Below are 24,571 nucleotides of genomic sequence, written 5' to 3'. Positions count from 1 at the left end.
TTAAATATGGATATTCTAATTAAAGAGACGGGGCACAGAAATGAAAAAACACTAGTTATTGTTAAGCCAGATGGTGTACAGAGAGGTTTGACGGGGGAGGTTATTAGGAGGTTTGAGAGGGTAGGGCTAAAAATGGTAGCTTTGAAGTTTACTGTTCCAAATAGAGAGATGGTTCAAAAGCACTATACAAATGACCCAGAGTGGTTTGAAAAGGCTGGCTCAAAGAGTATTAAATCGTTTATGGATAAAGGAATAGAACCACCTACAACAAACGCTGTTGAAATGGGTCATAATATTCTTAATAAACTAGTTAGCTTTATGACATCGGGGCCTGTTGTTGTAATGGTGTGGCAGGGAGCTCATGCGGTCTCGGTGGTTAGAAAATTAACTGGAGGCACAGAGCCTCTAACGTCAGATGTTGGAACAATCAGAGGTGACTTCGTTTTAGACTCCTATGAGATGGCAGAAGCACAATCAAGAGCTGTTAGAAATGTTGTACATGCATCAGGTACAGTAGATGAGGCGCAAATTGAAATTGGACAATGGTTTAATTCTAATGAAGTTATAGAATATAAGGCAATTCATGAACAAATTATGTATCAGGATTTCAGTGATTTAATGGCGTAGATATTATAGAAACGGATTCTTGTTAATGAGCCTGTAATATACGGCAGAAATATACGGCAGAAATAGGCTAAGATTTTATCGTTTTGTAAATAGTTACAAAACTGTTAATTAGAATATAATGATGGGTGAGGTGCCGCATTTGTCGACTTAGCTTGATTTTTTAATCAGGGAGTTCGCGTCACTTAAGGCTTTCAGCTTTAACTGTAGAACACCCACCTAGTTTATCTCTAGGGACGACACCTGCAGCATCTCACATTACACCCCTTGTCTAAAAGCAAGGGGTGTTGTGTTTCTGTCGAAAAATAGATTAGCAGAAATAATAATGTTATTATAAGCCTAATATCATTATGCGAACAAAATTTTACTTTTCATTATTTGTAGCTTTTTTTATTATCACGGTGAATTACTATGCCAATTTTTACCAAGTTTATTGGCTTTTTCCATGGTTTGATATACCGATGCATATTCTTGGTGGAATAATGGTTGGACTATTTGTTCAAACGGGAATTGAGCACTTTAATAATCGTAAAATTAATAAGAACAGAGTTTTATTGGTTTTTTTAGGAGCTATAGCTGTTGGTGTGTTTTGGGAATGTGTTGAATGGTACTTTAGAATTACAGACGGGCTTGGTCCATTATCTAGAATAGATACGATTAAAGATGTAATTGATGATATAATCGGAGGAGCTTTATCAATTTGGTTTTGGAGATTCTTATTTAATAAAACAAAAATTCAGCAAAAATAAAAACATGACAAATAAAAAACAGGACAGTAAAGTTAATACAGATGGTAAGTTAACACTAACTTTTTGTGGAGGAGTAGGCTCTGTAACTGGGGCAAACTTTTTGCTAACTGGGCCAGACGGCACAAGTATTCTTGTTGATTGTGGATTAGAGCAGGGGGGTCATGATGCTGATGCTAATAATCATAAAGATTTTATATATGATCCTGCTGACTGTGATTTTCTGCTAGTAACTCACTCCCACATGGACCACATAGGAAGAATTCCAAAGTTGGTAAAAGAAGGTTTTAGAGGCATTATTTATTCCACTCCGGAAACGCTAGCTCTTACAAAAATAATGTTAGCTGACGCTCTTAAAATTGTGACTCAAGATGCAGAAAGAAAGCAACTTGTTCCGCTTTATGACGCCCATGATGTTGAGGATTCTTTTAAAAATTGGAAAACAATTGAATATCACAAAAATCTAGAACTGGCTCCAGGCTATTCTGTTTACGTAAAAGATTCTGGACACATACTCGGTGCTTCAATGTTTGAGGTTACTTACAAGGGGGAGGTAGGAGGAAAGGAATACTCAAGAAAAGTTATTTTCACAGGAGATCTAGGAAATAGTCCAACACCACTTTTGCATGACACAGAAAAAATTACAGACGCTGACTATTTGGTAATGGAAAGTGTTTATGGAGATAAAAACCATGAGGATAATGAAGTAAGATTGGAAAAGCTAAAGAAAGTTTTAATTGATAATTTCAATAGAAATGGAACATTAATTATGCCATCATTTTCTCTAGAGAAAACTCAGGAGATTCTATTTGAAATTCATAAACTTATGGATCACAAGGAGATTCCTTCAATGAGAATTTATCTAGATTCACCACTTGCTTTGAAGGTTACAGAAATCTACAGAAAGATGAGAAAGGATTTTAATTCAGAAGCAACCATAGATTCAAAGAAGCATGATATTTTCGCCTTTCCAGGCCTAAGAATAAGCGATTCTGCGGAACAGTCGAAAATGATACTTAAGGAACCAAATCCAAAAGTTATAATGGCAGGATCTGGAATGTCTAATGGTGGAAGAATAATTCATCATGAGGCAAACTACTTAGGTGATAAAAATAATACAATCTTGTTTTTGGGGTATCAAGCCGTTGGAACTTTGGGCAGAAAAATTAGCGAAGGAGCAAGTGAAGTTGAAATTGGTGATCAACTTGTGAAGATTGCTGCAAGAATAGAACATATTGATGGATACTCATCTCATAAGGATTCTGATCACTTGATTGAATTTGTGAAAGATACAGCTGAAACTGTGAAAAAAGTTTTTGTTGTGATGGGAGAGACTAATGCATCATTGTTTCTTGCTCAACGCCTAAGAGATTACGATGGAGTTAATGCTGTACATCCAGAAGAGGGGGATGTTGTAGTGCTTGAATAATTTATTTTGTTTTTTAGATAACTAGCTGTATAATAAAATAAATATGAACCCCAATCCTTTAACTAATTCCTTAAATAACACCAATAAAAAAAATCACCTGATACCAAAAATTGGTGTATCTGGTGCTGCGGACATGGGTTTTCTAAATGAGGATGTATACCTTTCTGCAAAAGAGGTTGGAAGAGAGATAACAAGACAAGGAGCAATACTTATAACGGGGGCAACAACAGGTTTTCCATACTGGTCAGCTGTTGGTTGTAAAGAATCCGGTGGTATTTCCGTTGGTTTTTCACCAGCATCCAGTGCTGATGAGCATATAAATGTTTACAGATTACCTGTGGACTATATGGATTTTATAATCTATACAGGTTTTGGATACAACGGCAGAGATCTACTTTTTACACGCTCATGTGACGCTGTGATTATCGGCCCTGGTAGAATTGGAACACTTCATGAGTTCGCAGTTTGTTATGAAGATCAAAAACCTCTTGGAATACTTACAAGTAAGGAGTGGGAGACAGGGGATTTGCTTAAAATATTCATGGAGAAAAGTCATAGACCAAATACTCATGTTATTTTTGATGATAATCCAAAGCGTCTTGTTGAAAGACTGCTAGATATGCTACCAAAAGAGAAGAAACATTTACATGCTTACAAGAACGATGATGGAGTGGGCGGAAGCAAAGGGGAGCGAGTTTTGTAGAATGAGGTAAGATGGGGGGGCATAAAAAAATACCCTGAGTGATGAACTCAGGGTATTTTTTTATTTAGTTATTTTGAAACTTACGCCTCTAATATCTCTACTACCTCCTTTGCCTCAGTTCCAGCCTTAGCTAGAACTTGCTTTGCAACTCTTTCAAATGAAGCTGGAGCATTTTGGGCCATTTCAGAAAGAGTCTTTCTGTCTAGCTCAATGTTTTGTGCCTTTAGCATTCCTATGAATTTACTGTAAGAAACTCCGAAAGGTCTGATTGCTGCGTTTATTCTAACATTCCATAAACGTCTGAAATCTCCCTTTTTGTCTCTTCTGTGAGCAAAAGCTGCTGCGTATGAATGAACAAGTTGTTCATTTGCTAGCTTCTCCTTACTCTTACGTGGTCCTCTGAATCCCTTAGCTGCTTTAAGAATATATCTTCTTGTTTTAAGAGCTGTAACACCTTTTTTTATACGTACCATATATTTTTGATTATGTTTTTAAAATCTTTTAAGATTATGCGAAATTATGATTGCGCCAAGAAACGACGTCTATCACGAGTGCTCATAACAAATTCTACTGTACGACCTTTTGCGATTCCCTGTCTACCACTGTTTTTTGAATTGAAGTGGTTTTGTCCCTTGGCTCTTGAAATGATTTTACCATTTTTAGTGACCTTAAGACGTTTTGAATAGGACTTATTTGTCTTCATATTTTTGATTTGAACTAGACTTAATACTAGGTACTATAGACTGATTCATTTATTACTAACTGATAATTTAAGACGAACGTGATTGATGTACAGGTGGAGTAAGGAGCCCACAGCCCTCTATCACAAGGTAGGCGAGGATAAAACCTGCAAAGTACCAACTATGCCTTCTCCAAAATGATTGTTAAACCCTTTGGACTTTTCTTAGCTGGATCTGCTATTTTGTAGTCAGTGCTTAATAAGTGTAGTAAACGGTCCATTCTCTCTTTCAAGAACTTCTCATCTAGGTACTTAGTTCTACCAGGTAGGAAGAGGTCAAACTTGATTCTATGACCTTCCGCAAGCCATTCAGAGGCTTTCTTAGCCTTTAAAGCTAGATCATGCTCTCCTGTGCCTATTTTTACCTGTAAACTCTTAACTTCAAAATTCTTTGCATTGGCTTTAGCCTGCTTCTGTTTTTTGCTTTCGTCGTACTGAAATTTACCATAATCCATGATTTTTGCAACTGGTGGGTTGGCTCTAGGGGATATCTCTATCAAATCCATTCCAAGCTCCCTGGCTTTGGCCATGGCGTCGTCAAATTTCATTATTCCAAAGTTTTCTCCTTCAGGTCCTAACATACGCAGTTCTGAGGCGCGTATTTGATGATTGATTCTTACGTGTGTTGTTTGTGTTGCCATATTTTGTATTAAAAGCAGTATAGCACTTGATTTAAAGTTTGGCTATATACATTGTCAAAAGAACGTTGTTTCTAGTAATAAAACTAGTGATAAAAATCTGGTGACAAAACTGGTAATAAAAAACCGCCAACCTATTGGTTGGACGGCGTGAGTCTGAACTAGTCAGACTGATAGAGTGGGAAACTCGCCCGTGCTGGATTAAGCTGTTGATCGCCAAGAACAAAGCTTGCTTGACCCAGCACGGGGAGGAACACACTCCGGACAGAAAACTTGGGGCGTTACGTTTACCATTGGATGATTGAATCCCTCATGTTGGTTTGCGTCCGTTGCCCGTGACCACTTGATTGGCTGTTTGACTGCTTTTGTGGTGGTTGCCCTTTCGGGGGCCACTTGGCACATCTATTCATCTCGTTTGTCTGATGGGGTTTGGACCCATAGCTTAAGGGAGACTCCTACAGCCACTGTGTGCGCTAGCACGTTTTGTGGTAATTTGAATATTACTACTATCTAAAAAAGTGTCAAGTATTTTTTGATGGACAGATTTTTTTAATTCTTACCCAACATCCTTACTTACTATTAAAATAATCCGTTAAAACTTTGATTGTAGTTTTAGGTTCTTTTGTATATATAAAAATTTCTTGAATCGATGAGTTTCCTCGAATTATAGATTTTACACCACCAGTTATGGGGAGGAATTTTATTCTCTGTTTTCCAACAGAAATTGGTTTGATAATTCCCAAACTTATCTTTGAAACCTCCGGCATTTGAGATGCATGCTTAACAATTACACCAGCTGCATCTGTTAGGGTAGTGTGACTTCTGGTTAGTTTTTTGGAAGAGAATTTTGGAGCCATATTTTTATATTATGATTAGTATAGCATGTTGTATTGTTGTGTAATTATCTAAAATAAAATCCCCCGTAGCCAATTAGGCCATAGGGGACTTTGTTGGTTGCAGGGGATTTTTAGCTCAACGCTAGACGGATATTAGCTTGGGTATCTTTGGGGTTCCATGTGCCTGTAAAAATTGGACGGAGGCTCTTTTTCGCCCAACGACAAACATTAGAGAAGTTCATTTCATGTCCATTAAAACATAATGCTCCAATACCATAATATTTACTTACTTTACCTGCTGTAATCCATTGTTGTTGTCCATTGTCCACAAGTTCCCACTCTTCTGAATCAAAGAAGATAGTAACTCTATTACGACGGTCTTCGGTGACAAACACGCCGAGTGCTAGTGATTTAATTTGAATGGGGGAGTATGAGTCGTCAGCATTGGAAAGTAAACCAATATAATAAAGTAGACGGTCATTGAATGAGTCCATGATTTTAAAGGTTCTGTTTTGTACTGTCGCTGGCAGTTTGTTTAGCTGATGATAGCTTATAGCGGAAGGGTAGAGGTGTCAATAAACCCCCCTGCATCAGAATGATGCAGGGGGGTAATTACGCGCTTGCGGACTGTGCTGTTGCATGTTGTCTTTCAAGTAAACGTCTTACTCTTCTCTGATGCCGCCTCCATCGAAAGATAGGGAGCACAGCGAGATTGTATAAAAGTAGAAAAAGAAAGAAGAATGTGCTGCCAAAAATTGCATTGGTCTTGCGATTAAAATCATTAGCCTTCTTAATCTGACTAGACAATTCCTTCATTGACACCAAGTAATCGTTGGTCAATGTTGGGTTTGAAGCAGTAAGGTTTTCTAGCGCCCTGTCCGTTTGAACTTCGGAATACCGGAGTTGTTCATATATAATTTTTGAGGATTCTATGTGTAGGGTGAATGCCTTGATTAAAATTGCGCTTATGACAATTAGGAGGAACGTCGATATTTTCATTTTTGTATGTGTGACAATGGTTTGTTGTTGATTGCTGTTTTGTTTGACGGCAACTTTAAAGACATATAAATATCCTCAAAGATACCGTCAAATTCCACCCCCCCCATGCGTCACTCAAAGATCTGCTGATTCAAGTATTATTAAAGCATTTAATTGAGATTTGTCAATGTGGGGTTTGTAAAATATGTACGGTTTTCCTCTACGGTGTAATTATTGTGTAAAGGAAAAACCCGCTTGCACGGGTTTTAACTATTTTTTTGTGATACTCCTCCTCGCTTGTGCTCGGATGAGTCCTACAAAATTATAGTCACTTCGTTCCTTAATTTTGTGGACATTGTATCTGAAAGTTGGAACCAACTACGTTCTTTGGTATTTGAGGCGTCTGAGGCGATTTTAATGCAACAACAGTTAAATAACAGTTATGTTTGTAGGTAGTATTTTGTATTTTAGGTATTACAATAGGGGAATTAAACTCGCACTAGTAGGCTAAGGTAATGATATTTTAGGACAATCAACTTGTAAATTTTATAGTTTAGTTTAATCTTATAGTATGAAAAATAAATTCATGATTTATCTAATAACCATTGTTGTCACCATTTTAATTATTTGTGGGGCACTTGTTTATTTTGGAAACATTTTTGGTTGGAAAAATAATGGAGATTATCAAAAAGACATGATGATAAAAAATTCTTTATTAGAAAATAAAATTGCAGAGTTGGAAAATAAATTAAAAGATGATAATAAGACCATGGAAAGGTCGACTTCATCTACGTCTAATATTAAAGCCACTACGAAATCTAATGTTAATACAAATACATCTGTAAATAAGAAGACAACAGTTGTGTCTCCCACTGAAGACAAGCAAATAGTAAAACCAGCTTACACAGAGGCTGTCCAAGACAACAATCCAAACCTTGTCGTTGAAGAACCAAACTTAATGCAAACAATATATCCTGGATATGGAGGTTATGAAATTCGTCTGCGTGTTACTGCAAAAGGGGATGATTTTTACATCCCAATGACCACAACAGATTCAACTAAGGGTCTGACTGGAATTTCTTATTCAATTAAAGGAGGGGAATTTAAGGGGATACAATCATCCAAAGTTAATTGCTCTACTTCAAAGAAAAATATTCCCTTTGAAGGCAATCAATACTGTTTTATAGCCAATGGAACCTCTCTTGATGTTACTGCGACAGTTTGGTTGAATAATACAAGTTTTGGAAATTATTCAGTTCTATTTAATAAATTGGGGTACCTTAGAGAAAATGACAAAAGAATGCTTTATTATATTTTAAATAAAGAAACTAAAACTTTATACTTAAATTAATTTAATCAAAGTTATGTTGCGATTCTCTGGCTGCGTTCGGCAGCATACTACAAAAATCTAACCGCCTTTCGGCGGTTAGATTTTTTTGTGGAGATGGCGGGAATTGGTCACGAGTTACTAAGCTCAGACTTCGCATGGCTCGTCTTCGCTAAGTACTCGCGACCCCGGCTCAGAAAACCTCTCCCAGAGCTTTTCTTCCGCCTTTCAATTCCTGGCGGTCATCTTTATCCGCCAAACATAAAACCACCTCGCTTACGCTTGGTGGCTTATGTTTGTCGGTGGAGATGGCGGGAATTGAACCCGCGTGCACACGTTGTTTCTTTATGAGTCTACGTAACGTAGACAATTTTTTGGTTTTAAGTGACGATACTATAAAAGTATCAAAACGCAGCGTCACCGATCTTATTGATTTTGGATTGTAGTCTAAGAAACTCTACAAACCTATCCTGTATATATTGCGCCCTTTATCTACCTACAGAAAGAGTAGACAAGAACGTTGCAAGAGGGCGAGCTAGGCTCTAACCGTTGCAAATGCAAAGCTGTTTACTCCAAAAAATGGAGAAACAACTGCTTTTTGGGCTTTTGCATCTAAGGTTTCCTGAAGTTTAACGAGATTCTAGGACACTCGGTTACGCACATAAAGAATACAGACATGTGTCGAAGCATGTCATCCCCATATTATTGTCAGACCGTACTCCTATTTTGATTAGGGGGGTACCTATCTTCCGTCCTTGAGAGTTCTAAGGATTTCCTTGTTACTCTCGCGGGTTTTGATAGTCTGACGTTTGTCAAATTTCTTCTTTCCCTTTGCAATACCAAACTCAAGTTTGATTCTGCGCCCATCATTATACAACGATATTGGTACTATCGTCAAGCCTTTTTCCTTCTCCTTTTCTGCTAAAGCTAGTATTTCCTTCTTCTTTAGCAATAATCTTCTGTTCCTTTTTGGGTCATACCCATCAGGTGTATTGTTTGCCTGAAAAGCTGGTATATCTAGCCCTATTATAAAGGCTTCTCCTCCTCTAACTATAATATATGAACCCTCCATACTACCTCGGCCTCCCTTGATTGATTTTACTTCATGACCAAAAAGCTCAATACCAGCAACATGTTTGTCCTGTATATCGTAATTAAAGAAGACTTTTTGATTTTTGACTAAAATTTTCATTTTGATTGACCTTGGTGTCTGATGGGGCTTTGGTATTATATCATATCCAAACAGTTTGAAAGCAGTATTAATGACGAGGCGTTGGTATTTAAGGATTGTTTAGGTAAAAAAATAGGTCTCCCCGCCATAGTGGCGAAGAGACCTTAAAAGAGAATTACTGAGACCTGAAGTGACCAGATGAGGGCAGAGTCAAATCAGTTGTCAGCAAACTTTCCGCAACAATATGGTTTTAGTTCCGCCTAAATCTCATTGTGACGTAAACTATTCCTATTGCGTTCTTGCATTCAGTCAAACAAACAAACTGAATACATTTGTGGGTGTTTTAGATTGTCTGATGCACGGCATGAGCAGAACATACACCTCTCTTTTAGCCAATTCTTCATTTTGAAAGATTGACAACACCTAGGCAGCTTTTCGGTTAAAGCTTTAGGCTCGTCCTGCTGGAGCCTAGGTATCGTCTAGCTGGTCTTTACGCAATCTGCAGAAGCCAAATAACTAACGTGAGTCGGTTATGGGACGTGGCGTCCTGAGAACCCATCTAATGGGAACCATATAATACATAATTTTAGGATTTTGTCAATGTATATTGTGGTAAATTTAGTTCTTATTTGCTATACTTCGCCCAAATGACAAAAGACAACAATAAGCAAGATAATCAGGGTAAGGACTTATCGCAAAAGTCTAAGCTAGGATCAAAAACACCTAAGTCACCAAAGGTACCTAGAAAGATGCCCGAGGTTGGTGGTTTAATATTAAATAATTTTTTTGCCACATTCCTTATCTTCATAGCAATCATTGCTATGTACGTTTTGTTCTACAGTACTCCTGAGGTTATAAAGGAAATAAGTTTGTCAGAACTTGCAACAGATATAAATGATGGAAAAGTTTCAAGAGTTGAGGTTGTGGGGGATAAGGTTAATATTGAATACCTGGGTGTAGCAACTTCATCAACTGCAATTGCTGAAGTAATTCCCGTAGGTACCCCAGCGACTACGTCGTCAACTTCTATTGCTGCAATTGCATCTGTATTAAAGAAAACAACTCAAAAAGAAGCGCAAAGTTCACTTTCTGATTCATTAAAAAATCTTGGCGTTGATCCTTTGAAATTATCTCAAGTAAAAATAGAGAATAAGGATGATAGAGGTGCATGGTTCTGGGCTGCAAATATTATTCCCTTTGCACTACCTATAGTATTTTTGATTTTCATAATTTGGTACATATCAAAACAAGCACGTGGTGCCAATATGCAAGCAATGAGCTTTGGACAAACTCGAGCAAGAATGATTTCTCCTGATGATACAAAAGCAAAAGTTACATTCAAAGACGTTGCCGGAGCAAAAGAAGCAAAGCAAGAATTGGCGGAGATTGTAGACTTCTTAAAAAATCCTGAAAAATTTATTAAAATTGGAGCAAGAATTCCAAAGGGAATATTATTAACTGGTGCTCCTGGAACTGGAAAAACTCTTTTGGCCCGCGCTGTAGCAGGGGAGGCTGGTGTCGCATTCTTTTCTGTGTCTGGTGCAGAGTTTGTGGAAATGTTTGTTGGAGTTGGAGCGTCTCGTGTAAGAGATTTATTTAAGCTAGCAAAAGCATCTGCGCCTGCAATTATATTCATAGATGAAATTGACGCAGTAGGACGCGTTAGAGGAACTGGAATTGGCGGAGGAAATGATGAACGTGAACAAACACTCAATCAAATTCTTGTTGAGATGGATGGTTTTGAACCAACAGAAAAAGTTATTATGATGGCTGCAACAAACAGACCGGATGTTCTTGACCCCGCACTTCTTCGTCCTGGAAGATTTGATAGAAGAGTAATTATTGATCTACCAGATAGAAAAGATAGAGAAGCGATACTTGAGGTTCATACTAAAAATAAGCCACTTGCTGAGGATGTTAATTTGGATGTTATTGCATCACGTACATCAGGTCTGTCTGGTGCAGATTTGCATTCATTGGTTAATGAAGCTGCAATTCTTGCAGCAAGAGAAGATAGAACTAAGGTGGGGCAATATGATTTGATTCGTTCAATTGAAAAAGTATTATTAGGTCCTGAAAGAAAAAGTCATTTATTGGGAAAGAAGGAAAAGGAATTGACTGCATATCATGAGGCGGGACATGCTTTGCTTGCGTCAGTTCTAGAACATGCAGATCCTGTTCACAAGGTTTCCATAATTTCTCGTGGTCGTGCAGCTGGATACACAATGAAGCTTCCTCTTGAGGATAGAAAGTTACAATCTAAAAAAGAATTCTTGGATGACATTGTTGTTTCACTTGGTGGATATGTTGTTGAGAAACATATTTTTGACGAGTTAACTACTGGTTCATCAAATGATTTGCAGGTTGCAAGTGCCTTGGCGCGCGACATGGTTACAAGATATGGTATGTCAGATAAAATTGGTCCAATCGCACTAGAGGGAAACGGTAGAGCTATGTCTGGAAGAGGGGTGGGGGAGCAAGAATATTCTGCACAAACCGCAGCTGTGATTGATCAAGAAATTTCAAAAATTATGAATGATTCATATAAGATTGCGCTTGATGTTATAACTGAAAAGCGTAATGTTTTGGATGCTATTTCAGTTGCATTGATAGATAAAGAAACTTTGGAACAAGCTGATTTTGATGCAATTTTGGTTGCTAATGGAATTATGCCAAAGAAGAAGTCGGAGATTATATAGGTGTGAGATGGGGTTGACTACCTATTTATTACAGCCCTTTTCTAAAGATTAAAAGTGGTGTAATATGGGCACATGCGAGCATAGCTCAGTTGGTAGAGCAGTCGTCTTATACACGACCGGTCCTAGGTTCGAATCCTAGTGCTCGCACAAAAGGTTTTTCTTGAATATTTTTTGGAGAGGTATATAATAAAAAACGGATTTAAATCAGTGAGATGCACTGATTTTTCTTCATTCTATAATTCATACTAACCAGAAACTATGTGATGAAAACTAGCTCATTGTCGTTTAAATGTTCATTGTCAGGACACCATGTTGTGGGACGTCAGGTTCACATCTTGGTTGTTAATGATGTTGAATACCCAATTTCAAACACAAGTTACATGAGGGTGCTGGATGAAATATCTCATGTGGAGTGTGGTACTGAGGAGGGGTCTGTTCAGGTTGTTGAAATAGTCTGCGAGGAAAGACATTTGAAGTTCTGTGTCAGCCTGAGGGGGCTGAGGTACGTTTCCACATGGAGACAGTACATTGATCAAATGATTTATGATTCCGAGCAAATTGCACGTAGTCGCACAGTAAAGTCTGTGCCTGCTAATGATATTCTCCAGCGGGAGTTCGCATTCAGCTGAGGCTGAATGTTCAGAAACATACCCGGCCTCTCGAAGAGAGGCCGGGTATTTCTATTTCCAATTTTGTTTATTTTTTTCTACTTTCTCTATTCAAAATGTATTTCTCTTTTTGAATCAATTGTTTTTTTAAGTATAGGGTATTTTGATAGGGTAGAGTCTTCCTTAACTAATTTCTGTGCCTCAGCTCGCGCTGCCTCCACCATTTTAATATTTTTTATTGCTTCCATTCCAATATCATTTACTCCCCATTGTTTACCTCCATAAAGTTCTCCAGTACCCCTCAACTTCAAATCCATCTCCGATAATTCAAATCCATTCTTTGCAGTATTAAGTGCCTTGAGACGTTCAACTGTTTTGTCACTCTTGCTGTCACTTAGTACATAACAATATGCTTGATGATTACTTCTGATAACACGCCCGCGAAGCTGATGAAGTTGTGAAAGACCAAATCTCTCAGCACCCTCAATTAAAATGATTGTTGCATTTGGAACATTCACCCCAACCTCAACAACACTTGTTGCAACCAAGATATCAATTTCTTTTCTTTCAAAACTCTGCATAACCGCATCCTTTTCTTTAGGCTTCATTTTACTATGAAGAATATCGATATTCCATTCTTGAAATATTTTTTGCTTTAGTCTTTTTGCTTCCTCTACAACAGATTTAACATTCAGAGCTTGCTCCTTGTCAGGATCAGCTTCTTCTATTCTTGGACAAATAACATAAACTTGTCTTCCTTCAGCAAGTTCTTTTTTGATTTTTTCATATGTTGCATCTCTTTTTGGCTCAGTAATAATTTCCGTAATAATTGGTTTTCTTCCTGTGGGCATTTGATCAATCAAAGATAAATCTAAATCCCCATAAAGAGTTAGGGCAAGAGTTCTTGGAATTGGTGTTGCCGTCATTGATAGTAAATGGGGGACAACATCATGCTTGCGTGCTAACTTCTGTCTCTGTGCTGTTCCAAATCTATGTTGCTCATCAATTATTACATACGCCAGATCTTTGAATTTTACTGTCTTTTGAATTAATGCATGAGTTCCAATTAGTATTGCAATCTCACCACCCTCAACCCATTTCAATAATTGTGATCTTGAAATATCGGTCCATCCACCTTGATTAACCTTTGAAGGAAATTTTCTGCATCCCGTTCCGCTTATAAAACCAATAGAAATTGGCATATGTTTGAAATACTGAATAAAAGATTCGAAGTGTTGTTTTGCTAATATTTCTGTGGGGGCCATGTATGCAACCTGTAAGTTTCCAAAGTTTTGTGTTTTTGAGTCCTTGCCTTTTGGTCTTGTTGTCACAACTCCGTATGCTGTAGTTGCTGCAACGGCTGTTTTTCCTGAACCTACATCTCCTTCAAGAAGTCGGGACATTGGGGTGCCTTTTTTAAAATCGTTCAAAATATCTTTAATTGATTTTTGTTGAGAGGTGGTTAATGCAAAGGGGAATCTGCTAGTGAATTCTCCAAGAGTCTCTTTTGATGGTTCAATTATGTAAGCCTTTTCTTTTTCAGCCATAGCTCTAACTTGTTGATTTTTAATTTGAATATAAAACACTTCCTCAAATGCAAATCTTTTTCTAGCGACCTGAGCATCAGATTCCTTTTGAGGAGTATGAATCCAAACAAGAGATGTTTTAAGTGCTGGTAAATTATATTTCTTAAGAATGTCAGCGGGAACTGGGTCCTCTATTGATTCAAAAAGGGGATTCTTAAAAATTCTCTGAAGTGTGTGATAAATCCATTTTGATGTCACCCCTTTTGTCTCTGGGTATACTGGCGAAAAATGTTCTATTGGTGTTTCACTGCCTGCAAAAAGGTTTCTACCAATTTGGTCTGGCAGAGTTCCAACAGATTCTATTTCTGGATTCATCATTCCATTTGTTTCACCTCTTTTTGTAACCTTACCTGTAACTTTCACCAAACTTCCTTCTTGAATTAGTTTTGCAATGTAAGGTTGATGAAGCCATATGACTTTTATGTTTCCGGTGTTGTCGGTTACCACGCCCTCGGCCATTGCCATCTTACTCTTAAAACTTTTACCCGTTTTTAGTTTTCCAATTCTTCCGTATATTGTAGCGCTTTGGCCCACCATTAGGTCTTTGATATATTGGGCTTCAGATGTTCCACCATATCTTGTGGGGAAGTGCCTTAGAATATCACCAACAGTAAAAAGGTTTAATTTTTTAAGGTGTGGAACTTGATCAGGAGTAACCCTGATTACTGATGAAATGGGATAGTCTATGAATTTAAGGTGTGTGGATTTTTCTGTCATTTTTTATTTAAAATTTTCTACTATCATATGCCCAGTGAAGAACTGCTTGCCTCTGTCTGGTGTGACAGCTAAAATCTGCTGTTCTACAATTGTTAACTATTTGAGAAACATGACGTCTCATATTAAACCATCTTTTTATTTGTCTTTTATCTTCAGCAGGAATCCTTCTCCCCATATAATATCTGCAATACCATTGAAACCAACCTCTTGGATCTTCTTTATAAATCCATCCCTTGGCACGCCAAACAGAAAGTGGTTGACTTGCTCTTGTTTTAAAATAATTAATTTTGGCATCGTATTTGAGAGGGGAGAGTTTTGCTTCTTTGTACCAGTCCTTAGGAAACTCCTTACCACAGTCTGTCATGTACTTTCCACCAAAAACACCCAGTTCAAGCATTTCTTTAGGTGTAAGTTGAGGCTTGAAGATAGGGTCAAAATTTTTACCAACAGGTTCAACCAATGCATATGTATAGTTCTTCTGCATTTTGTCATTTACTGCTATTGTTTTTGGTTCTTTTTTCATGTCTATGTACCTAAGTTTACCATATCCAGCAGGACCTGTGTTTATAAAGAAAATATAAAGAAATACCAAACTTATGATTTTAGAAGGATCTAGTTATAGGTAATTGACTATACCCCCTAGGGGGTATAAAATATGAAATATGAAATCAGTAAAAACAGATATCAAGAAAGATGAAAAGAAAGATAAAATTCTGCGCCGTCTAAAATTAATAGAAGGTCAAATCAGAGGGTTATATCAAATGATCGAAAACGATACATATTGCATCGATGTAATTACTCAGACTTCAGCTGCAAAACAAGGTCTATCTAACGTTGAAGATCTTCTTTTAGAGCATCATTTGGGACATTGTGTTCTTAGGCAGGTTGCACAAGGTCAAACAGAAAAGGCAAAAGCTGAGATTCTAAAAGTATATAAGCTTAAGAGAAAATAAAAGTTTTGGGGTCAGGCACACGACTTAGGTCTACGACCAAAATCGCCTGACCCCAAAATTCAAAATTCACTATATATAAACATGAGAAAACAAATATTAAAAATCAAAGGTATGCATTGCGCTAGTTGTGCTGCAATAATTTCAAAAAAGATTGGTACATTAGATGGGGTGGGGGACGTCAATGTTAACATTGCAACTGAAAAAGCGGTAGTTGAATTTGATCCAGAAAAAACATCAATAGAAAGAATGAATAATGAAATAGAAAAACTCGGCTATACACTTAGTGGTGAAAATGAAAGTGCAATTCACGGTATGAGTCGTGTAGAAGATCATGGTATGGGACCAGGTATGGAGAATATGAGTGAGGAGGAACATCGTGTTCACACAGGTATTGGACAATCAAAAGAAGAAAAAAATAAGGAGCTGTCAGAGATGAGGTATAAAATTTGGTTTGTTTTGCCCGTGGCTATTTTAGTATTTATTGTCATGGTGTGGAATATCTTGATGAAGACTTTGCTTTCATCGTACATTTCAGAGGTACCTATTTCAATGTCATTGTTTAATTCAATTACAATGATACTTGGAACAATAGTTCTTTTTTGGATTGGACAACCATTCCTGCAAGGGGTTATTAGATTCATAAAATACAGGGTTGCAAATATGGATACGCTTATTGGTATTGGAACATTAACTGCATACATTTACAGTATTTTTATAACTCTATTTCCTCAAGCCGCTTTTGCGTTGCAACTTCCAGAATATACATATTTTGATGTTACGATTGTTGTAATTGGTTTTGTAATATTTGGAAAATATCTTGAAGCAAAATCTAAACTTCAAACAGGAGAGGCAATAGAAAAATTAATTGGACTGCAGGCAAAGATAGCTCTTGTCTTAAAAGATGGAATTGAAGTTGAAGTATCTATAAATGAAGTGCAGATTGGAGATATCGTTATCGTGAAACCCGGAGCAAAAATTCCAGTTGATGGGAAAATAATTGAAGGTGTGTCTAGCGTAGATGAATCTATGATTACTGGGGAGTCTATTCCTGCTGAAAAAAAAGTTGGAGATTTGGTTGTTGGTGCAACGATTAACAAACAAGGTAATTTTAAATTTATTGCCACAAAAGTTGGCGCAGACACACTTTTGTCACAAATTATTAGAATGGTAGAGGAGGCACAGGGCTCCAAAGCACCCATACAAGCGCTTGCTGATAAAATATCTGCAGTATTTGTTCCTATTGTTCTTGGTGTATCAATACTCACTCTTGCTGTATGGCTAACTGTTGGAACAATGTTTCTTGGTTTCTCGTCGGCACTTTCTTTTGGAATTTTAGCTTTTGTTGGAATATTAGTTATTGCTTGCCCATGTGCCCTAGGACTTGCAACTCCAACAGCAATCATTGTTGGGGTTGGGAAGGGGGCTGAATACGGAATCCTGATTAAGGATGCTGAGGCTCTTGAGAAATTAAGTAATGTTGATACGGTGGTACTTGATAAGACAGGAACAATTACAAAAGGAAAGCCAGAAGTAACTGATGTTATTATTTTGCATGAGGAATTCAGCGATGATCATATTTTGCAATTTGCAGCCAGTGTTGAAAAACTTTCAGAACACCCTCTTGCTGAAGCTATCGTTAATAAATCAATTGAAAAAAATATTACTCTTATTAAGATAGAAAATTTTATTGCACTTGAAGGAGTTGGTGTGAGAGGAGAAGGTGAGGGGAAAATTATTTATGTTCACAAACCAAATTTAAATGAGATAAGTCATGTTGGTAGAGGGCAAGAAATCGAAAAGATAAAAGAATTACAAGAACAAGGTAAGACCGTGGTTATTGTGGAGATTGATTCGCAAAAAATTGGATTAATTGCACTTAGCGATACTCTAAAAGAAGAGTCAGTGGAGGCGATTTCAAAACTTCATAAGCGTGGAATCAAAGTAGTGATGCTTACCGGAGATAATCATTTGGCAGCAATGTATATTGCCAAGCAAGCAAATATCGATAATGTGATTTCAGAAGTATTACCTGCTGAGAAGGCTGGAAAAATTAAAGAGCTTCAGGCAGAAGGTAAAAAAGTAGCAATGGTGGGAGACGGAATTAATGATGCTCCGGCTTTGGTTCAAGCTGATGTTGGAATCGCTATGGCTACAGGAACTGATGTTGCTATTGAGTCATCTGGCATTACGCTTTTACATGGGGACTTAAATAAACTGTCACAGGCGTTTGATCTTTCTCAAACTACAATGAGAACAATAAAGCAAAATCTTTTCTGGGCATTTATTTATAATATAATTGGAATTCCTGTAGCTGCTGGGTTACTGTATCCAATATGGGGTATAACTCTGAATCCCGTTTTCGCAGGATTGGCAATGGCCGGAAGTAGTGTTTCTGTTGTGACAAACTCACTAAGACTTGAAACTAAAAAATTAAAATAATATGCATAATCAAAATAATACGGGTAGAATGCAGGAAGAAATAGATGGGTCTAAAAAATATAAATTCTTTATCAAGGGAATGCATTGTAACGCCTGTGTACTTCTAACTGAAACTGAATTAAATGATCATGCAATGGTGGAAAAAGCTGTAGCAAATTTAGGTGGGGGATGTGTTGAAGTGATTGGAAATTTCAAAGGTAAGAGTGAGGAAGATATTGCAAAAGAGTTGTCGTTACTTGTAGAAAAGCATGGATATAAAATTTCTTCTGGAGAGGAACATAAAGAAGTGTTTGGGTCTAAAGATGGAGGTGTTCTGAATTCTCAGCACACAAAAGGAGCAAGCGTTTCAAAATGGTCTGATTTTAAAATCGCAGGTCCTGTCGCACTTGGTTTTCTAATTTTATTTTTACTACTTCAAAAAGTTGGCCTTATAAATCTTGTTGGCGGAGGAAATGTGACATATGGTACATCGTTTGTAGTCGGAATAATTGCATCACTTTCATCATGTATGGCAGTTGTTGGTGGTCTATTACTTTCAATGTCTGCTACTTTTGCAAAAGAAGGAGATAGAATTAAACCTCAAATAATGTTTCATGGAGGGCGTTTGATATCGTTCTTTATTTTGGGTGGAGTAATTGGTGCTGTAGGAAGTGCATTTACATTAAGTGCTTATGCAACATTTATTCTCGGAATATTGATAGCCGTTGTAATGTTCATCTTAGGTATAAATTTGCTCGATGTTTTTCCTTGGGCTAAAAAACTACAACCGGGGATGCCAAGATTTATTTCACAGAGAGCGCACGGCGTATCAAAATTAAATCACACCTTAACTCCATTACTCGTAGGTATTGCAACTTTCTTTTTACCTTGTGGATTTACTCAGTCAATGCAATTATATAGTTTAACAACAGGTAGTTTTATGGGCGGTACCTTAACAATGCTTTCCTTTGCGTTAGGTACGCTTCCAGTTCTCGCACTTATTAGCTTTAGTTCATTTAGTATAAAAAATAGCACAAAACAGGGGATATTCTTTAAGACGGCTGGTCTTATTGTAATTATGTTTGCTATCTTCAATTTAATAAATAGCTTGGTGGCGATTGGGTTTATTTCACCAATCTTTAATTTTTAATCTTTATGTCCGATAAAACACAATATATGAAAACAACCATAGCAGCAGTAATATTTGCCTTACTTTTAATTATAGTGGCATTCATAGTTTCATCGAGTGGAAACAATGGGGCGTCTGGAATTACTGGGGGTGTGAATGGAACAGGAGAAACAGATAGTAACGCGAGTAATGTCACGGTGGTAGATGGAAAGCAAATTATTGAAATTGATGTTAGGGGTGGATATAATCCTAGTAAGAGTATAGCTAAGGCTGGTATTCCAACTAGTATAAGATTCAAAACTAGAGGTACATTTGATTGCTCCTCGTCTATAAGAATTGCAAGTTTGAATGTTAATCAAATATTACCACAAACTGGTTCAACGGATATTGATGTTGGAAGCCAAGCTGCCGGTATACTAAATGGAACATGTGGAATGGGAATGTATAGATTTGAAGTAGATTTCAATTAATATCTGCAAATAATAGGGAGCTAAAAGTTGACGTTATTCTGTTTAAGGATAGAATAGGAATATAATAAAAAAATATGATAAAAGGATTTAAAGAATTTATATTAAGAGATAACATGATTACTTTGGCAGTTGGAGTTGCTGTTGGAGCTGCTTTCAGTAAGATTGTGGAAGCTATTGTTAAGGACTTGATTACTCCTTTGATTGGGGCTGTGGTTAAGTCTCCTGATTTTTCAAGCATCTTCTTTACAATCAACGACAGTAAATTTATGGTTGGAGACTTCATAAATTCACTAATGTCATTTTTCATAATCGTTTTCTCTGTTTATTTTTTTGTTCTAACTCCAATAAATATATTAATCGCAAGAGCTAAGCGCGATTTGAAAAAGTTGGAACCAAAAAAGAAGGAATGCCCGGAATGTTTGAGTGAGATTCCAAAAGAGGCAACAAGGTGTGCTTTCTGTACATCCAAGCTTTCCTAGTAATTATTTTGTTTCGTTTTTCTTTAGAATTTATTTATCAAAAACTCATGTGATTTTGCTAAAATTAATTAGTGGAAAAAGACTTCGAAAAATGGTCTGTGAAAAAGAGTGGTTTAGATGTCAGATTAAGATTTCCTTCAATTAAAGAAAGGGATGTTTTTTGGTGTTCAATTGGAGTAAACATAGGTGATGAAGAGAACGGGAAAAGCGATACTTTTTCACGACCCGTTTTGGTGTTTAAAAAGTTTAATAGAAATTTATTTTTGGGTATTCCTTTGACTAGTCAAAATAAGGATAATAAGTATTATATTAAAGTCCAATTAAAATCAGTGACTAGATCAGTAATGATTTCTCATATAAGGCTTTATGATAGTAGAAGGCTAGGTCCTAGAATTGGAAAGCTGGATAAAATAGGGTATAACGATGTTATTAAAAATATAGTAAATTTTATCCCCAAGCCTCTGGTGGAGACTTGGGGTAGCGACTAAGCGTCGATTTGTATTTGAATTCTATCAAATCAAACAAGGATGTCAAATACACAGTTAGATATTTTTGCGTACTGCCATTAGTAGTTTACCGAGATTATTTTCTCCATCTCCATTTTCTGTTGTTCCCCAAAATATGTCACCCCACCAATTCATTTCTTCAAGATGTTTGTTGTTTGTAGATTGGAGTTTTTGATAATTCTCAGGATTAATTTTTGGGTCAAATTTTTGCTTAACTAAATCTTCCATTATAGATAGTTTTATTGAATCCCATATAGCTGTAGGGTATCCATCTGGTATATTTTGTCTATTGAAATCTATTGAATCTAATTCTGTACATGTAGAGAAAAATTGTCTGGACTCAGGTTTCCATTTTGCCGCCTGATATGCAAGTTCTACGCTTGAATACTCTACATTATCTAGAAATACTTTTGCTGGCCAGAAATTACTCAGAAATCTGTATTCGCCAAAAAAGCCCTTTATTTCATTTTCATTGTGTATGGCAAACTTCTCCCATTCTCCTTTTTTGTATGCAGTTCCATTTGGCCCAGCTTCTGTATAAAGCAATTTTTTCATATTTAAACTATACATTATTTATGCATAGTTTGCTTTTTTTTTGCAGTGCGAGATAATTACCATATATAGGTCGATCATCAATTGCCTAGAGCGATAGTATATTATATTAGTGGAACGATTAAAATAATTAATATTATGCAAATAATTAAATGGGAACCATTTGGTGAGGTAGATAAATTTTTTGATGATCGCATTTTCCCATCTTTTCCGGTTATGCCTAAATTGGGTATGGATCTTGCTGTCGATATTTACGAAGAAAAAGATAAAGTTATTGCAAAAATGAGCTTGCCTGGAATTAAGTCTGACGAACTTGATATTTCACTGGAGGATGACATGTTAACAATTTCTGGCAGCAGGGAGGAAGAAAAGGAGGTTGATAAAAAGGATTACTACAGTAAGGAGATAAAGAGGGGTTCCTTTTCTCGATCTGTAAGACTACCAAAAGCTGTAGATTCTTCTAAGACAGAAGCGGAATATAAGGATGGTGTACTTGTGGTTACGATGCCCGTTGTTGAGGGGTCAAAGGAGAAATCAGTAAAAATAAAACTTAATAAATAACACTCATGAATCTTAATAAAAATAAAGTAGGTCTAGCTACAGGAAGTATAATGGGAGGATTTCACTTATGTTGGAGTCTTTTTGTGCTTATCGGATGGGCCCAGATTTATATGGATTGGATATTTGGATTACATTTTGTTAACAATCCATTTCAGGTACAGCCATTTTCATTTAGTATCGCTCTGACTTTGATTATATTTACATTCATTGTTGGGTATGTGGTTGGATGGTTAACAGCAATGCTATTGAATTGGTTTCATCGGACTGGAGTGTTGACTCGCTAGTTGGGGAAGGTTGACATAAAAATAACCCACACAATAGTTTTAGGCCTAGGGGTCAGCTATTGGGTGGGTTTTTTATTTTTCAGGTGTCTCTGCCGCGCTATATGATGCAAAAAGATTAGGCTTAAGAATGGGTAGGCTAAATACTTCTGAATATAATAAGATTATAGAAAATGTTGTAAATTTAATCCCCAAGCTTCTTGGAAAAGCTTGGGGTTGCGACTAAAAGTCTATTTGTACCTATAGTTTAACAAAGATACAGAGGGTGTCAAATTTTAAGGGTAATATGACTTGCGGAGGCAGAATTACGGTCGCTTCGCAACCTATTCTGCACTCTCGCAAAATATATGGGCTATGCCCATTATTTTGCGGAGGATGTGAGATTCGAACTCACGGGCCTGTTTCCAAGCCGACAGTTTAGTAAACTGTTGATTTAAGCCGCTCATCCAATCCTCCTTGTATGTGGCAGTATATCTTATTTTTGAGATATTTCAAACTTATTTGAATTTTTTGCCTTTTTACCTATAATACAGCTAATGTTTGATAAGGAAGTCAAAATTGAAGATTCCTGGAAGAAGGTTCTTTTGGGTGAGTTTAAAAAGCCGTATTTTAAGGCTTTATCTAGTTTTGTTCATGGAGAGTATTTGAAGGGTGGAGTTGAAACTTATCCAGCAAAACAAAACATCTTTAGAGCCTTCAATTTATGTTCGTTTGAGAATGTGAAAGTGGTGATTATTGGTCAGGATCCATATCATGGTCCAAATCAGGCAAATGGGCTGTGCTTCTCTGTTAACGATGGGGTTACGCCACCTCCATCGTTAAAAAATATTTATAAAGAAATTGAGAACGATTTACATATAGTTCCACAGAAAAGTGGAGATTTATCTAGATGGGCAAAACAAGGGGTGCTTCTTTTGAATGCGACATTAACTGTTGGTTCGCATGCTCCAGGGTCACATCAGAAAAAGGGGTGGGAGGAATTTACAGATTTTGTAATTGAAAAGTTATCTTCTGAGAGAGAAGGCTTGGTTTTTATATTGTGGGGAAATTATGCAAAAAAGAAGGGTAAAAAAATTGATACAAAAAAACATCTTGTACTTGAGGCAGCGCATCCATCGCCATTCTCAGTATACAAGGGGTTCTTTGGTACCAAGCATTTTAGTAAGACAAATAAATATCTTAAGAAACGTGGAGTAAGGGAGATTGATTGGAAATAATATTTGGGGTCAGGCACCATGGTGCCTGACCCCAAATAAGCTATTTTAGTAGTTCTGCAAAAGCCTCAGGCTGGAATCCAATTAATATGTTTCCATCTATATCAATTACAGGTACTCCCATTTGGCCACTTTTGGTAATCATTTCTTGTGCCTTTACTTGATCCTTTGTTACATCAATGTCTTCAAAGGGGATATTATTTTCATTGAAGTAATCTTTTGCGTATATACAGTATGGACATGTTTGAGTTCCGTAAACTATAACTTTGTGATTTGTTGTATTCATATTTTAATTTTTTAGTCTATTATTTGTATTTACAAATAAATTTTTTTAAGTCTTTAATAAATGCTTCTTTGGGAAGCTCGTAACAAATTCTTTTGCCGTCCCGTACAGGGATTACTAGTCCTTCACGAGACATGACTTGAAGGTGATGGGATACGATGGCTATGCCCATATGCAATTCTTCTGCTAGGTCAGATACGCATATTTTCTTCTTATTAAAAATAATGCATAGGATTTTGAGCCTACTTTCATCACCGGCTGTGCGTATTAACTTGGCTAATTCATTCAAATGCATGTTTGAATGATATATTAAATTACCGATGGTGTCAAACCTTGAATTGGTCGTAATTATCATGTAGTAAAATACTCTATTTTGTGCTATCTTAATGATGTTGGAGACGTGTCAGAGTGGTCTAACGTGCCTCTTTGCTAAAGAGGTGTGCCCTTTAAACGGCACCGAGGGTTCGAATCCCTCCGTCTCCGCCAAAATGCCTAAAAAAGTTTTATTCATATGCAAGGGAAATATGTTCAGAAGTCAGATGGCTATGTCTATTTATAATAAGCTTACAGATTCAAACGACTCTGACTCAGCAGGTACTTATACGGGGGCGGTAGATGAACCTGAGGGGCAGCTTTTGTGTAATGTGTTTTTAACAGAAGACTTCTTTGATTTAATGGAATTGAATGGCATGAATATAAGAATGAATAAGACAAGACGATTACTCCCAGAGATGCTAGAAGAACATAACGTTGTTGTTTCAATGGCACAAGAGCCATATATTCCAGATTTTCTGAGGAATGATAAAAAAGTTATTTGGTGGAAAGTGGAGGATCCAAAATTTGTTACAGCAGAAATTGCAAAGGATACTTATGAAAAGATATTTAAATTTGTTCAAGGATTGATTAGCGTAGAATGATAAACAA

Annotated in this window: 26 protein-coding genes, 3 tRNA genes and 1 other RNA gene; 18 read left to right on the top strand and 12 right to left on the bottom strand. The window is 36.8% G+C overall.

Annotation, left to right across the window (positions count from 1 at the left end):
* Positions 1 to 6 precede the first annotated feature (6 nt).
* The 4 genes from WCQ00_00550 to WCQ00_00535 all read left to right on the top strand — a co-directional run bounded on the left by WCQ00_00550 (position 7) and on the right by WCQ00_00535 (position 3,502).
* The gene (locus tag WCQ00_00550) at positions 7 to 627 is read left to right on the top strand and encodes a nucleoside-diphosphate kinase (GenBank protein ID MEI6042044.1); all 621 of its coding nucleotides are present in this window, start codon (positions 7 to 9) and stop codon (positions 625 to 627) included.
* Positions 628 to 974: 347 nt separating this feature from the next.
* Entirely contained in the window at positions 975 to 1,373 is a 399-nt protein-coding gene (locus tag WCQ00_00545) for a hypothetical protein (GenBank protein ID MEI6042043.1), read from the top strand.
* Positions 1,374 to 1,377: 4 nt separating this feature from the next.
* The gene (locus WCQ00_00540; protein MEI6042042.1) at positions 1,378 to 2,799 is read left to right on the top strand and encodes an MBL fold metallo-hydrolase; all 1,422 of its coding nucleotides are present in this window, start codon (positions 1,378 to 1,380) and stop codon (positions 2,797 to 2,799) included.
* A 43-nt stretch (positions 2,800 to 2,842) separates the two neighbouring features.
* On the top strand, positions 2,843 to 3,502 hold the full coding sequence (locus WCQ00_00535) for a hypothetical protein (protein ID MEI6042041.1): 660 nt from the start codon (positions 2,843 to 2,845) through the stop codon (positions 3,500 to 3,502).
* Between the two features lie 80 nt (positions 3,503 to 3,582).
* On the opposite strand, the gene rplT is transcribed toward WCQ00_00535, so the two are convergent.
* The 5 genes from rplT to WCQ00_00510 all read right to left on the bottom strand — a co-directional run bounded on the left by rplT (position 3,583) and on the right by WCQ00_00510 (position 6,209).
* On the bottom strand, positions 3,583 to 3,975 hold the full coding sequence (rplT, locus tag WCQ00_00530) for a 50S ribosomal protein L20 (protein MEI6042040.1): 393 nt from the start codon (positions 3,973 to 3,975) through the stop codon (positions 3,583 to 3,585).
* Positions 3,976 to 4,019: 44 nt separating this feature from the next.
* Positions 4,020 to 4,205: a 50S ribosomal protein L35 gene (locus WCQ00_00525; protein MEI6042039.1), complete on the bottom strand. Its 186-nt coding sequence runs from the start codon at positions 4,203 to 4,205 to the stop codon at positions 4,020 to 4,022.
* 158 nt (positions 4,206 to 4,363) lie between these two features.
* Positions 4,364 to 4,882 (bottom strand): translation initiation factor IF-3, encoded by a 519-nt coding sequence (gene infC / locus WCQ00_00520; GenBank protein MEI6042038.1) that lies wholly within the window; start codon positions 4,880 to 4,882, stop codon positions 4,364 to 4,366.
* Positions 4,883 to 5,448: 566 nt separating this feature from the next.
* Positions 5,449 to 5,736, bottom strand: coding sequence for a DUF2103 domain-containing protein (locus WCQ00_00515; GenBank protein ID MEI6042037.1), 288 nt, complete (start codon positions 5,734 to 5,736; stop codon positions 5,449 to 5,451).
* A gap of 110 nt (positions 5,737 to 5,846) precedes the next feature.
* Positions 5,847 to 6,209: a hypothetical protein gene (locus tag WCQ00_00510; protein MEI6042036.1), complete on the bottom strand. Its 363-nt coding sequence runs from the start codon at positions 6,207 to 6,209 to the stop codon at positions 5,847 to 5,849.
* 1,055 nt (positions 6,210 to 7,264) lie between these two features.
* On the opposite strand from WCQ00_00510, the gene WCQ00_00505 reads away from it, so the two are divergent.
* On the top strand, positions 7,265 to 8,044 hold the full coding sequence (locus tag WCQ00_00505; GenBank protein MEI6042035.1) for a hypothetical protein: 780 nt from the start codon (positions 7,265 to 7,267) through the stop codon (positions 8,042 to 8,044).
* A gap of 276 nt (positions 8,045 to 8,320) precedes the next feature.
* On the opposite strand, the gene ssrA is transcribed toward WCQ00_00505, so the two are convergent.
* Positions 8,321 to 8,719, bottom strand: a transfer-messenger RNA (tmRNA) gene (ssrA, locus tag WCQ00_00500).
* Between the two features lie 43 nt (positions 8,720 to 8,762).
* The gene (smpB, locus tag WCQ00_00495) at positions 8,763 to 9,212 is read right to left on the bottom strand and encodes an SsrA-binding protein SmpB (protein MEI6042034.1); all 450 of its coding nucleotides are present in this window, start codon (positions 9,210 to 9,212) and stop codon (positions 8,763 to 8,765) included.
* A gap of 626 nt (positions 9,213 to 9,838) precedes the next feature.
* Here smpB and ftsH point away from each other — a divergent pair.
* The gene (gene ftsH / locus WCQ00_00490) at positions 9,839 to 11,890 is read left to right on the top strand and encodes an ATP-dependent zinc metalloprotease FtsH (GenBank protein MEI6042033.1); all 2,052 of its coding nucleotides are present in this window, start codon (positions 9,839 to 9,841) and stop codon (positions 11,888 to 11,890) included.
* 74 nt (positions 11,891 to 11,964) lie between these two features.
* Positions 11,965 to 12,037 (top strand) — tRNA-Ile (locus tag WCQ00_00485).
* Positions 12,038 to 12,605: 568 nt separating this feature from the next.
* Here WCQ00_00485 and recG read toward each other — a convergent pair.
* Complete coding sequence (gene recG / locus WCQ00_00480) at positions 12,606 to 14,801, bottom strand: ATP-dependent DNA helicase RecG (protein MEI6042032.1); 2,196 nt, start codon at positions 14,799 to 14,801, stop codon at positions 12,606 to 12,608.
* Positions 14,802 to 14,808: 7 nt separating this feature from the next.
* On the bottom strand, positions 14,809 to 15,324 hold the full coding sequence (locus WCQ00_00475) for a hypothetical protein (GenBank protein MEI6042031.1): 516 nt from the start codon (positions 15,322 to 15,324) through the stop codon (positions 14,809 to 14,811).
* A 139-nt stretch (positions 15,325 to 15,463) separates the two neighbouring features.
* On the opposite strand from WCQ00_00475, the gene WCQ00_00470 reads away from it, so the two are divergent.
* The 6 genes from WCQ00_00470 to WCQ00_00445 all read left to right on the top strand — a co-directional run bounded on the left by WCQ00_00470 (position 15,464) and on the right by WCQ00_00445 (position 20,738).
* Positions 15,464 to 15,754 (top strand): metal-sensitive transcriptional regulator, encoded by a 291-nt coding sequence (locus tag WCQ00_00470; GenBank protein MEI6042030.1) that lies wholly within the window; start codon positions 15,464 to 15,466, stop codon positions 15,752 to 15,754.
* Positions 15,755 to 15,835: 81 nt separating this feature from the next.
* A complete protein-coding gene (locus WCQ00_00465; protein MEI6042029.1) occupies positions 15,836 to 18,193 on the top strand; it encodes a heavy metal translocating P-type ATPase in 2,358 nt (785 codons plus the stop codon).
* A 1-nt stretch (position 18,194) separates the two neighbouring features.
* A complete protein-coding gene (locus tag WCQ00_00460) occupies positions 18,195 to 19,322 on the top strand; it encodes a sulfite exporter TauE/SafE family protein (protein MEI6042028.1) in 1,128 nt (375 codons plus the stop codon).
* A gap of 26 nt (positions 19,323 to 19,348) precedes the next feature.
* Positions 19,349 to 19,771, top strand: coding sequence for a cupredoxin domain-containing protein (locus tag WCQ00_00455; GenBank protein ID MEI6042027.1), 423 nt, complete (start codon positions 19,349 to 19,351; stop codon positions 19,769 to 19,771).
* A gap of 74 nt (positions 19,772 to 19,845) precedes the next feature.
* Complete coding sequence (mscL, locus tag WCQ00_00450; GenBank protein MEI6042026.1) at positions 19,846 to 20,250, top strand: large conductance mechanosensitive channel protein MscL; 405 nt, start codon at positions 19,846 to 19,848, stop codon at positions 20,248 to 20,250.
* 71 nt (positions 20,251 to 20,321) lie between these two features.
* Entirely contained in the window at positions 20,322 to 20,738 is a 417-nt protein-coding gene (locus tag WCQ00_00445; protein MEI6042025.1) for a type II toxin-antitoxin system PemK/MazF family toxin, read from the top strand.
* A gap of 54 nt (positions 20,739 to 20,792) precedes the next feature.
* Here the strand turns inward: WCQ00_00445 and WCQ00_00440 are convergent, their stop codons facing one another.
* Positions 20,793 to 21,311: an NADAR family protein gene (locus WCQ00_00440; protein MEI6042024.1), complete on the bottom strand. Its 519-nt coding sequence runs from the start codon at positions 21,309 to 21,311 to the stop codon at positions 20,793 to 20,795.
* A gap of 135 nt (positions 21,312 to 21,446) precedes the next feature.
* On the opposite strand from WCQ00_00440, the gene WCQ00_00435 reads away from it, so the two are divergent.
* Positions 21,447 to 21,869, top strand: coding sequence for an Hsp20/alpha crystallin family protein (locus tag WCQ00_00435; protein MEI6042023.1), 423 nt, complete (start codon positions 21,447 to 21,449; stop codon positions 21,867 to 21,869).
* 5 nt (positions 21,870 to 21,874) lie between these two features.
* A complete protein-coding gene (locus WCQ00_00430) occupies positions 21,875 to 22,153 on the top strand; it encodes a hypothetical protein (GenBank protein ID MEI6042022.1) in 279 nt (92 codons plus the stop codon).
* A 366-nt stretch (positions 22,154 to 22,519) separates the two neighbouring features.
* Here WCQ00_00430 and WCQ00_00425 read toward each other — a convergent pair.
* Positions 22,520 to 22,606, bottom strand: a tRNA-Ser gene (locus WCQ00_00425).
* A gap of 80 nt (positions 22,607 to 22,686) precedes the next feature.
* Here WCQ00_00425 and ung point away from each other — a divergent pair.
* Positions 22,687 to 23,367 carry a uracil-DNA glycosylase gene (gene ung, locus WCQ00_00420; protein ID MEI6042021.1) on the top strand — a complete coding sequence of 227 codons (681 nt, stop codon included), beginning with the start codon at positions 22,687 to 22,689 and terminating at the stop codon, positions 23,365 to 23,367.
* Positions 23,368 to 23,407: 40 nt separating this feature from the next.
* Here ung and WCQ00_00415 read toward each other — a convergent pair whose 3' ends face one another.
* The gene (locus WCQ00_00415) at positions 23,408 to 23,650 is read right to left on the bottom strand and encodes a glutaredoxin domain-containing protein (GenBank protein ID MEI6042020.1); all 243 of its coding nucleotides are present in this window, start codon (positions 23,648 to 23,650) and stop codon (positions 23,408 to 23,410) included.
* A 391-nt stretch (positions 23,651 to 24,041) separates the two neighbouring features.
* On the opposite strand from WCQ00_00415, the gene WCQ00_00410 reads away from it, so the two are divergent.
* Positions 24,042 to 24,133: transfer RNA gene (locus WCQ00_00410), tRNA-Ser, on the top strand.
* 2 nt (positions 24,134 to 24,135) lie between these two features.
* Positions 24,136 to 24,564: a hypothetical protein gene (locus tag WCQ00_00405; GenBank protein MEI6042019.1), complete on the top strand. Its 429-nt coding sequence runs from the start codon at positions 24,136 to 24,138 to the stop codon at positions 24,562 to 24,564.
* Positions 24,565 to 24,571: the final 7 nt, after the last annotated feature.

The organism is bacterium (assembly GCA_037127815.1).
Taxonomy (GTDB): Bacteria; Patescibacteriota; Minisyncoccia; order Phycocordibacterales; family CAIZLB01; genus CAIJKW01.
Note: the sequence above shows the minus strand (reverse complement) of the source record. Positions and strands in the feature narration are given on the sequence as shown.